This window comes from Enterococcus raffinosus (assembly GCF_001886185.1).
Classification (GTDB): domain Bacteria; phylum Bacillota; class Bacilli; order Lactobacillales; family Enterococcaceae; genus Enterococcus_A; species Enterococcus_A raffinosus.
Genome location: NZ_JXLA01000065.1, coordinates 1 through 11052, shown reverse-complemented (window position 1 = coordinate 11052; position 11052 = coordinate 1). Strand labels below are relative to the sequence as shown.

General features: G+C 32.0%; 9 protein-coding genes and 1 pseudogene. 9 read left to right on the top strand and 1 reads right to left on the bottom strand.

Annotated elements, in window-relative coordinates; translation table 11 throughout:
* The 5 genes from RV13_RS19675 to RV13_RS19660 all read left to right on the top strand — a co-directional run.
* Positions 1 to 457 (top strand): hypothetical protein (locus RV13_RS19675; RefSeq protein ID WP_211276175.1); only part of this gene is annotated, 457 nt, incomplete at its 5' end.
* 137 nt (positions 458 to 594) lie between these two features.
* Complete coding sequence (locus RV13_RS19670) at positions 595 to 891, top strand: hypothetical protein (RefSeq protein WP_143142306.1); 297 nt, start codon at positions 595 to 597, stop codon at positions 889 to 891.
* Positions 892 to 937: 46 nt separating this feature from the next.
* Positions 938 to 1084, top strand: a complete 147-nt coding sequence (locus tag RV13_RS21095) for a hypothetical protein (RefSeq protein WP_010746963.1) — start codon at positions 938 to 940, stop codon at positions 1082 to 1084.
* Positions 1053 to 2450 (top strand): recombinase family protein, encoded by a 1398-nt coding sequence (locus tag RV13_RS19665; protein WP_010746962.1) that lies wholly within the window; start codon positions 1053 to 1055, stop codon positions 2448 to 2450. The genes RV13_RS21095 and RV13_RS19665 overlap by 32 nt, the downstream gene beginning before the upstream one ends.
* A gap of 15 nt (positions 2451 to 2465) precedes the next feature.
* A complete protein-coding gene (locus tag RV13_RS19660; protein WP_010746961.1) occupies positions 2466 to 4139 on the top strand; it encodes a recombinase family protein in 1674 nt (557 codons plus the stop codon).
* A 46-nt stretch (positions 4140 to 4185) separates the two neighbouring features.
* Here the strand turns inward: RV13_RS19660 and RV13_RS19655 are convergent, their stop codons facing one another.
* On the bottom strand, positions 4186 to 5232 hold the full coding sequence (locus tag RV13_RS19655; protein ID WP_010746960.1) for a P-loop NTPase family protein: 1047 nt from the start codon (positions 5230 to 5232) through the stop codon (positions 4186 to 4188).
* 206 nt (positions 5233 to 5438) lie between these two features.
* Between RV13_RS19655 and RV13_RS19650 the strand changes: the two genes are divergently transcribed.
* From RV13_RS19650 to RV13_RS19635, 4 genes and pseudogenes are all read left to right on the top strand, one after another.
* Entirely contained in the window at positions 5439 to 7616 is a 2178-nt protein-coding gene (locus tag RV13_RS19650; protein ID WP_010746959.1) for an ATP-binding protein, read from the top strand.
* Positions 7617 to 7775: 159 nt separating this feature from the next.
* On the top strand, positions 7776 to 8945 hold the full coding sequence (locus RV13_RS19645; protein ID WP_010746958.1) for a DUF262 domain-containing protein: 1170 nt from the start codon (positions 7776 to 7778) through the stop codon (positions 8943 to 8945).
* 2 nt (positions 8946 to 8947) lie between these two features.
* A complete protein-coding gene (locus RV13_RS19640) occupies positions 8948 to 9982 on the top strand; it encodes a HEPN domain-containing protein (protein WP_010746957.1) in 1035 nt (344 codons plus the stop codon).
* A 453-nt stretch (positions 9983 to 10435) separates the two neighbouring features.
* Positions 10436 to 11052: pseudogene (locus RV13_RS19635) on the top strand (IS256 family transposase); the annotation flags it as partial.

Sequence of the window (11052 nt, the reverse complement as noted above, 5' to 3'; positions counted from 1 at the left end):
AAAAATAAAAGGATGGGAAGAAACAATGGCAGCGAAAAAATCTCCAAGAGCAGTAAGATCGCTTAATCCCAATTCTATCTCTTGGCGTGTACACGAAAAAATCGCGAATTACGCAAAGCAGCCAAATCTTGAATACTTACCAACGATAATCAATGATCAACTGAAAAGCGAGCATGGATTAACAGATTCCGATATCAGTAGCTATTACTATGCCAAAAAGAAATCCGGTTATTTGGACAATCGGGAACTTAGTCCTAAGGAATCCGAAAAAATGAAAAAGTCTATTCGGGTTTGGTGGACAACGGATCTTTTCTGGGATGTTTACGAAGCAACAAAGAAAAGGATTGCAGAGGAGCAGGCGAAGAAATCTTCTGCTATTGGCGAGGTTGGTGAAGATTCAACTTCTCAAATTACAGGTTCAGATGATTTACCAAGGGATTCGTTAAGTGAAAATTAGTTTGAGTGTCGCAGTACATCCAAATAGATCTTTCTTTACACTAAAAAAGGTAAGTTCGCTAGTCGTTATTTTGCTAATTAGCGGACGATAGTTGATGGATCTATCAATTTCTATAATGAACTATTTTAAAGAGGGAAGTGATTTTAGTAATGTTTTACAAAAATCTACTAAAAAACGGGGCACCATATAGTCCATTTGGAGGATTATCGGGAAAAGAACGGTTAAAACTCTTCATGATCAACGAAGTAAAAAGTGGGAATAGCTTTCATCCTAATGAGTTTAAACAAAATGCAGGAATGTTTGGGCTAAAACCGACTAGTATAGATAGTGCATTTAATACTTTGTTAAAAGAAGGTATCGTTACTAATTCAGGAATTAATGGCTATTCTTTTCAATTAGGGAAAAAACCTTCAAAGACTTGGTATGTCGTTTAGTAGGAAATAAGTTCAACTAGTTTGTAGCATAGAAGGGAAGAAAATTATGGAAAATCTAGTTTACCATCATTTACCAGAACACGAATCACAATTGATTGAAGAGTACGCAGAACTCCTAGTGACTGCTAAATTAAATGCGATCCAAAGCAAGAGTGATCAAGATGATTGCCATTTACTGTCGCACCAGTCTTGATGCTAACGAAAATAAGGTTTCTCGAAAGATACAGCTGGATGAGGTACTAAAAACATTAAAAAATCAAGGAATTACCGAACCTTATGAAGTATTTGAAGAAATAGCAAGTGCTAAAGACATCAAGCATCGACCGGTTTTACGATCGGTGCTTGAGAATATTCAAGGGTCAAAATACACACAGTTTTGGTCAATGTCTTTGGATCGCATTTCTCGAAAGCTTGTAGACTTACTTTACATTTTTGAAGTATGTAAGGAAAACAACGTTTTGGTGAATACGGTAAAAGAACCTCTTGATCAACAAAATCTAATGATGAGAGATTTACAAATACAAATGATTGGGGCAGTACGGGAATATCAACGTGAAACAATTGGTGAGTATTTAGAAATTGCAAACAAAGTAAAATCTGAAAAAGGACTATGGTTGAATGGCAGTGCACCATATGGATATTCATATAGCAAAGGGAAAGTGACAGTTGTCAAGTCAGAGGCAAAGGTTGTAAAAAAAATCTTTGAGCTCTACATAGCAGGTATGGGCTATCAAAAAATTGCAAGTTATCTAAATGAATCGGGCATTCAGTATAGAAAACAGAAAAGCTTTGAAAGATACCACATCCGTAATATTTTGAAAAATGAAAAATACGTCGGTAAAATTGTGAATCGATTTGGAGAGTTCAACGGACAACACGAAGCAATTATCAGTGATCATATGTTCAATAAAGCAAAGAAAATTCGAGAAACAAAACGTAATACCTATAGGAAGAAAATTGATTACTTAGGGTTGACGTGTATTTGTCCTCATTGCGGTAGAAGACTATCACAAGTACAGAAAAACGAAAATAGATATTATTACTGCAGTTCTGAACAACTAACTAATGCCCACGAACGGTATTATGTGAATGCAACTAGTTTAGAAAATAAAGTCAAGAATGCTTTACTAGATTGGATCGGTCAGAAGGATCGTTTAGCAAAAATGAAGCATGACTATCGGCAGAAATTTGTTGAGTTTGATTCTAGAAATAAAAACAAACTAAGATATCTGGAATCACAGAAGGAAGCCATTTACACCAAGTATTATCAAGACAAGGTTACTGTTGAAGAATTGGCTTTAACTATAGAAAAGCTTGATAAAGAGATTGTAAGCATCGAACACAACGAGAACTTGAAACAGATGGAACTTAGCAGTTCACAAGAAGTTTTAAGAGAATTAGCTGAAAATATTCAGAATTATTTTTCAGAGAATGATTGGGTCAATTTAGTAGATAAAGTTGAGCTAACCACGGAAAAAGAAGTTAGTGAAATTTATGCTCATGGTATTCCATTGCTGGATAAATCGAATAGTCAATTTATCTTATCTAGTAAAATTTAGAAAGGGGATATAGCGATGACTAAAATACAAGGTGAGAAAGTGTTAAATGTTATAGGATATGGCCGTACTAGCTCACAGAATCAAGTTGATAATTTTTCATTACCTGGACAGGACGATGCGATAAGACAATTCAGTAAAAGTAAAGGCTTCAACTTAATTGATATCATTCATGATGAAGCAAAAAGTGGAAAAAGTATGGATGATCGTGATGGTCTTATGTACATTTTAAAAGATATGTTTGTTAAGTATGAAGTATACGCCTTAATTGTCTTTAAACTAAGCCGCTTAAGTAGAACTTTAAAGGACAGCTTAGAAATAGTGAATATGTTACAAGACCTTGGGATAAAGCTATTTGTTGTTCAAGAGAACTTGAATACCGAGACAAGTGAAGGTCGTTTGATGTTCCATATAATGGGATCTCTTGCTGAATACGAAGGCGAGAATATTGTTGAACTTGGGAAAAAAGGTAGTAAAAAGCGTGCTGAATTGGGATACTACAACGGAAACCGTGTTTTAGGATATGACAATACTGTCAACGAACTAAATGAAAAGGTATTAACTGTCAATGTTGAAGAAGCGAAGATTATCAAGAGAATATTCAATCAGTATGAACGAGGATATGGCTTACGTTCTATAGCCAATCAACTAAATCGCTTGGGTTGGAGAACAAAAAAAGGTAATCTTTTTTCTACGACTGCAATAAGAGATATTTTGGATTCTGAACTTTATCGTGGTAATATTTCTTACAATAAAAAAGAGAACATCCGCCAACAGACTAAAATACGAAAGAAATGTAGAGAAGAAGGGAGAGAGGTTCCTCCAATCGAACAAGGAGAAAATTATGTTCTAACCAAAGGAAAACATGAGGCGATTATCTCAAATGAGCAATGGGAACATGTTCAATATTTACGCCAGAAAAATAAGGTTAATCCAGATAAAACCCGACCTTGGGGTGCGCTTTTAACAGGAATTCTGTTCTGTCCACAATGTGGCGCAAAAATGACAATTTCTAACAGTAGCACGAAGAATAAGCACGGTGAGACGGTACGAAGAAAGTACTATGTTTGCGGAAATTTCAAGTCGAAAGGAAGGAAGGCTTGTAGTGCTAATGGAGTAAGAGTAGAAGTCATTGAAGAGATTGTTAAAAAGGCTTTCGTGGACGTCATTATGTACCCGTCATTCTTGAAAGAAACGATTGTAAAAAGCAATGATGTAATGAGTCAACAACTTATCCCATTAAATCGACAGATAGAGGATTTAAATGGCGAAATCGAAGAGATAGATAAAAATATTTATCGCTTGAATCGTGTTATTGGTTTTGCACCAGACATGAAGTTAGACGCGGAACGCCGAATAAGCAATATGCAGTCTGAGCGAATGGCGAAGCAATTTGAGCAAGATGTGATCAAGGAAAAACTTGAGGTGATGACACAAACCATTAACCCAGAAGATGCAAAAGAATGCTTAACCTATGTTCATGATGTCATGGGAGCAGCATCCAAAGAGTCGTTAAAGGTGATTTACCGGACTTTCATTGACTCAATCGTTTACGATAAGGCTACTAAAACCGCGCAGATTAAATTGACAATTAGTCAACAGATTTTAAGTAAAATAGAGGACTACAACAATACTAAGGCATCAATTCCAACTGACGGAATTGATGCCTTTTCTTTGTTCATAGTTGTATAAAATTGGGAGGCATCTAGCGTAAGATGCCTCCCGATTTGGTTGTATTTTAAACTCCTAATTCGTTTCTAAGATAGTCTAATTCGGTTTCAACAAGACTGCGAAAATATCTTTTTGGATTATCACCAAAATCAGGTTTAGTGCGATTATTCATTTTCTTAGTATAGTATTTGGTAAGTTTTTCAGCCTCTTTCCGAGTACAGGTAGCCGCAATCAAATCAAATAAATCTCCACCACCGTGGGTATTAATGAAAATTTGTCGTAAAAGAATATCTGCTGTTGCAAATAAAAATATCTCGTTATAACGTCCGTTGTCCTCATTATAGTAAAAAGTGCTCCAATCTGTTAGGTAGGTAAGATCCCATGCTTGATTTTTACACCCATTCAGTACTTTATCTAAGTCATTTGAGTTTGTATTCTTTGGAGCTTTTACCCCTTCTTGATTGGTCATCAATAGAATTAGATAGGTGTTAGTGTATTGTGAAATAAGTAAATTATCAAAATTCCAGTTCCAAAATTCTATTATTTTTTCGATGGGAGTCAATTTTTTTTCGCGATAAAGTCTAACTAGTTTAATCATACTAGCTAAATTCATAAGAAAATGATCATCTTCCTTATGGTATTCAACATCATTTTTAAATTGCTCCGATGTGAAATCCATTTTTGGAATTCGGTCAATAACGCCACCTGCAAGTTCTAACCATATTTGTGTAGGATAAAACTCAAAGATTTTTGAAAAATTATTCAGTTCTATTCGAGCTTCGACAGAATCATTAGCCTTAAAGGCATTCTCCATAATTGCGAAGCCTGCACTAACTGGGATATTATTCATTTGAGCCCAAAGCATTAGTAAGGCAATTTGTTTTTGTTCGGATAAATCTTTTAGGGCCCCATACTTCGTTAGCCTGAGAAGACTACTTAAAAGATTTCTATCGAAAACTATAATTACTTCTTTTTTCTTTTTTTTCAAGTTTGATAATGTTGTATATTCCCATTCGCCGCTAGGGGAGTATTTTGGATGGAAAACGAGTCGGGATTGATCAATAGCATCCCATATTTGTTGCGGCATATCATCTTGTAATACTAGAAAACTCATGTTAAGAATCCTCCAATTTGTCTAAACTAACTCAAAAATACTTATTCTGCTATAAACTGTTTTTACTATTATGATTGTATTATACATTTTTTTGCTTTAGAATTTTTATTAATAAATTAGACGTTATAATGAAAGAGATAAGAGAATGGCTCAGATTACAAACTAAAATGTTCTTTGTTGAAAAATAAAAAATAGGAGAACACATAATGAAAATAGAGGTAAATGTAGATAAATTAAAGAACCTTGATAAGGAGTTATTTTTTTCGAGTAAAAAGGAAATATACGAAAAAATGAATAAAATGGATGATTTTTGTTGTCTAGTATCTGGGTATAGGGGTGTTGGAAAAACAACATTAGTTAAATCTATAGAAGAAGATTTTATGAACGAGAAAGGAGAAGACTTAAATATTTTTATTTATCAAAACCTTGATAAATATGAAAGTTATTCACTTTTACTTAGAAAGCTGATAAGAGAACTGTTTTTAAAAATATCCTCTGAAAAAAAGTTCAAGCAATTTAAAGAGGACTATAGCGATCTATATAAAAAAATAGGTAATTTGCACGAAAATAGTTTTTTTGAAATTCATAACAAGACTAGCATTGATACTTACTTTGAAACGCAAAAATCAACTTCTTTTTCTACTACATTGAAAAGACTGATAGAATTAGGGATTCCAGTACTTGCCATGTTTTTAGCTGCAATAAATTGGAAAACAGGATTTTTAATCAAAGATACCGGAGCGATAGGGGTAATACTTTCTTTTATTTGGTTTGTGACTAGTAGTATTGACATTGGTTACAGCGTATTGTCAAAAAAAACTAATAGTAGTCAAGTAGAAAAGACTTTGCTCTACGACGATGAGATAGCTGAATACCATCTCAAAAACCTATTAAAAGAGTTAAAAGAGGCAAAAGTACGAGTGTTTTTTGTTTTTGATGAGATTGATAAAATTGATGATCCTACTAAGCTATTAAAAATGCTGTCTGATTTAAAACATCTACTTCTTATGGACTACTCTTCGTCCATAGTTATTGCGGGGCAAGACTTGTTTTATGAATACGTTCTATCTGGAATCAAAGATGATGGACTAATCTCTAATATATTTTCTCTGGTAATTCATGTTCCGTTACTAAAAGAAGAGGTTTTGAATAAAATACCAAGTTACTATTTCTCTGAAAGCGAAAAGAAAGAAGAAATAATCGTGAAGAGACACTATTTCGATTCATTGATCATAAATACAAGAAAAGTAGCACGCAATATGAATAATTTGATAGTGAGTGAAATAGAATGGCAAGATGACACAACATATATCGAAGTTACCAATGAGAAATTGAAAGAATACAAGAATGATTCAAAAATTTTGACAGTTATCAAAAAAATCGAAAGAGACATAATAATAAAAATTGGCTCTGAACCTGCATTATTTGATTTACTAGATTATCATCTATTTTTGTGGGTAAAAAAGATGAAGTTGTCTAGAAATTACTCTTTTATCGAGGAAGACATATTTTCTATGAACGATAAAGATATAAAAAAATATCCATATTGGTACCGAGAACGTCTGTTATTTATTTTTAAAATACTGATCGAAAGAATGGAGACGGCTAGATTAATAGAACCGATTAACGCTGATAGAGAGAATGTTTTAGCATATAGATTAATTTTTAGCGATGATTCTAAGAGTAGTAACTTTTATCAAGAATTAACTATAGACTTCTTTAAGGAATTTATAGTTTTTGAACAAGTTATAAGACAATTTCAGACTGATTTTTCATTTAGTAAAAACGAAAAATTCAATACCAAAAGGACCGTTATATCTCTATACAAAAAGGAAGTAATTTCTCAAAGCATGTATAAGAATATAGTGGAAATCATTAGTATAAGAAACAAAGTTGCTCATGGTAAATCCTTATCTTCATTGGAATTAGATAAAATTAGTGATATATCATTTGGAAGTTTGATTACAAGTGTCTATGAAGAATATTCTAACTATTTGATTAATCGATTAATTAATTTGAGTAACGGAGAATCTCATTTACTACCAATGAGTGAAAAAAAAGACGTAGATTTCATCATGAAGAGAGAAGAAAACTCAGATATTCTTTTCAAATTGAAGGTTGTAGATCAATTTAAATCCTCTGTAGGGAGAAATAATTATTGGAACAAAATAATAGATAATTATACTCAAGTGGTTAAAAATAACAGTATACTATTTGTTCTGGTGTATTTTAAAGAAAATGATTCTAATAAAAAAGAATATTTGAACCCTTATCTAGCTTCAGATAAATTGCTGACTGAGAACAATGTGTACGTTGTATACATTCCACAAATCAATACAAAATATCTGTGTGAAATTATTTTAAATATAATTGATCGGTATTAAAAAGCGCGAAATAGAATGAAACGCGGAGCCGTATCATAAGTAGAGAGGTTGGTTGAATTATTAAGATGAAGTATCTCAAAATCATTAATTCGAAATGTTATTTTAATAAAACTAATGTATAATAACATCATAAGGTTTATGATTATGAGGAGTGATTTCATGGAAAATTGGTTAGATTTATTTACTATTTTCTCTATCAGAGAAACAGGAGAGAGAGAAAAGTATAATACGGATGAAGAGATTTTAAATAAGTTACAATCAGGGGAGTATAATTTAGTAATTGATCAAGCGAGGTATCCATTAAATAGTTTAAGCTCTATTTTTGAGAGTTATAACTTACACCCAGATTATCAAAGAAATAAAGTTTGGGATTTATCAAGGAAATCAAAACTAATTGAAAGTCTTATAATAAATGTTCCTATTCCTCCTATTTTTTTATATGAAATAGATTATAACAGGTTTGAGGTTATGGATGGCTTACAACGTATTTCAACTATTATTGATTTTTTTGATGATAAGTTCAAATTAAAAGATTTAGAAATTTGGCCAGAACTAAATGGAAAAAGGTTTAGTGAATTATTACCTGAATTCCAAAATTCCATTAAAAGAAGATACTTATCTGCATCTATCGTATTAAAAGAATCTAATGTTGAACGTGAAAAAGAGAATGATCTAAAAAAAATTGTGTTTGAAAGATTAAATACTGGTGGAATAAAATTATCTCAGCAAGAAATTAGGAATGCTCTGAATTCTGGTGAATTAAATGATCTTATAAATAAAATTGGAGACACAAATAAAAATTTTCTATTATCTTGGAATTATCCAAAAAGTATGAAACAAATCGAAAAAGATATTGATAGAATGGATAACAGAGAGATGGTGTTGAGGTTTTTTGCTTATAAAGATTCTTTAGTTAACGAAGTTAGGAAGGGGACACGAACAACTCTAGACATGTATGCAGAAAAAGGTTCTAAATTTAATGAAGAGCAAACAAAAAAGCTAGAAATCTATTTCGTAAAGACATTAGAATTAGCTAATCTTTTATTTGGAACGGAAGCCTTTAACAAAAAAGAGGGCGCTAAACCTGAAAAAATGATTTATGATACAGTGATGTTGGCTTGTTCAAAACTTGTGGATAACGATGAATTTTCAAAGGTTATTAAAAAGAAAAGTCAAATAAACTACCATAAGAATAATGATCTAAAAAATAATTATTTTGAAAAGCATAAAGAACTGTTTAATGGTAAGTACACCTCCCTTTCTAAAGTAGAGGAAAGATATATGGAATTTTATTTATATATGATTGATCACATCATTGAAGGTGAGTAATTATGTATTATTTTGACAGTGTTTTACACCCTTTGGCTACTTTAAGAAAAACTACAGAAGATTTTTTCGGAAATGAAGATTCTTATTTGGCTTTAAATCAGGCTATTTTTGAGAGATATTTTTTCATCTCTCTGTATACAATTTGGGAAACTTATACGAAAGAAATAGTTGCTAAAATTTTTGTAGACAATGAAAATTTATTGAATTCTGATGAATTTGCTTACTATTATTACGAGAGTATATTTTCATCAAGGGAATTAAAAAATAAATTGAGAAAAGAAGGAATTAGAGAAAATCTTGGGAAAATCCAAGCAGAGTATATTTTTTCAACTAACAATTTGTGGTTTCAGCGACTAATTGATATTTTTAAAGTCTATGGTTTTTCAAATAACGATTTGGAATGCTATTTCTTGAATAATAATGAATTAAAAGAAAGCTTAAGAAGTATGCGAGGGTCACCCATTGAATTAACAGATATTTATCAGAAAATAGGTGTTCCTACGAAAGAAGAAGTGCAAACAGAGTATCATAAAATTCAATTATACGTTGGGTACCTGGTAAATATGAGAAATTCATTAACTCATAAATACCATTCTCCTTATCCTAAATCAGATCCTGAAACTATGAAAAAACTAATCACGCTATTTCAAAATATATTTGTTTGTATAGATAAATATATTAAAGATCAGATTTTAGACAAAAGTGTAAAAAGCGGGGAGTTATTATGTTTCTCCGACGATTTAAATATACTTGCAGATAAGAAAGCGAGCAGATCTGATTTAAATATTAAAGTGAAAATGAAAAATGATATCAAAATTAAAAGCAGTTCTACTATTATTTTTTGTGAGCAAGATAAAAGTATATTTGATCGATATAAAATTTTTAAGGTTTTGAAAGTTGATGGATTAGAATTTTCTGATAATATCCCTATATTTACTTTGGATAAGGGTAATACTTATCAATTTATTCTTGAATCAGTATCTAATTGTAGCGGGATGAAAAAAAATAGAAGCTATTCCATGTATTTAGACATTTGATTTTAAACTGTATCAAATTGTCAAATAACTATGTTCTTAATATGAAGCCTAATTATCTTAATCGGTGATTGGGCTATTTTTGTGTTTATAAAGAGGATCAATTAATGTTCAATTTTATACACAAGAAAAGCATTATATCATAAGAGGAGTAAAAAAACAGAATCAAGAGAAATACAGCTATGTTGCTAATGATTAATTGATGAAAGAAGAAAAAAGTGGAACTTCAAGTGGAGTATCTATTAGTCTTTGATTTCACTCGAGATAATCAATAAGAACTTATTATAGTTATTCATTAGAACTAGTATTTCTATTTGGTGATAAAAAGTGCAAAGTTTAAAAAGAAGGCATAAAGAGAGAGTGTAGTATAAACCGTGTAAGTAACCATCAATCCTAGGCGGGGGGGTGCTTTACGGTTTTCATTTTTCTAAAATAAGATCAAGAGGTGATCACACGATGGCTAGAAAGAAAAGAAATCCTGATGCTGAGAAGTTAGCTGAATCCATTTTGAATACTTATCAACCCGAATCTGTAGAGGATATGCAAGATGCTTTAAAAGACGTGTTTAGTCCCTTGTTTGAAAAAATGCTTCAAGGAGAATTGATAACTATTTAGGGTATGACGCCCATTCTAAAGAGCCAAAGAAACATGACAATCGACGAAACGGTTATGGGAATAAGACGCTTAAAACGGAGCTTTGGTGAAGTAAACATTGATGTTCCCAGAGATCGGAGGCTTCTTTTGAACCTGAGTTGATTCCTAAGAGAAAACGAGATGTCTCCGGCATCGAAGGGAAGGTTCTTTCCATGTATGCACGAGGAATGAGTCAACGCGATATCGTCGCAACTGTTGAAGATATTTACGGATTTGATATTTCCCACGAAATGATTTCTGATATCACTGACACCGTTCTTCCTGAATTGGAAGAATGAATGGCAAGCTCGGCCATTAGCCAAGTGTTATGCATTTCTATTCGTTGATTGTATGTATGTCACTTTACGCGAAAATTATGAAGCCAAAGAATATGCTGTGTACACCATTCTGGGCTATGATCTTAAAGGAAACAAGGAGAT

What these genes read in the sequence shown, in the direction of transcription:
- RV13_RS19665 (WP_010746962.1), top strand. Translation starts at nt 1,053, where the DNA reads ATGATTGCCATTTACTGTCGCACCAGTCTTGATGCTAACGAAAATAAG.
- RV13_RS19655 (WP_010746960.1), bottom strand. Translation starts at nt 5,232, where the DNA reads ATGAGTTTTCTAGTATTACAAGATGATATGCCGCAACAAATATGGGAT.
- RV13_RS19660 (WP_010746961.1), top strand. Translation starts at nt 2,466, where the DNA reads ATGACTAAAATACAAGGTGAGAAAGTGTTAAATGTTATAGGATATGGC.
- RV13_RS21095 (WP_010746963.1), top strand. Translation starts at nt 938, where the DNA reads ATGGAAAATCTAGTTTACCATCATTTACCAGAACACGAATCACAATTG.
- RV13_RS19645 (WP_010746958.1), top strand. Translation starts at nt 7,776, where the DNA reads ATGGAAAATTGGTTAGATTTATTTACTATTTTCTCTATCAGAGAAACA.
- RV13_RS19650 (WP_010746959.1), top strand. Translation starts at nt 5,439, where the DNA reads ATGAAAATAGAGGTAAATGTAGATAAATTAAAGAACCTTGATAAGGAG.
- RV13_RS19640 (WP_010746957.1), top strand. Translation starts at nt 8,948, where the DNA reads ATGTATTATTTTGACAGTGTTTTACACCCTTTGGCTACTTTAAGAAAA.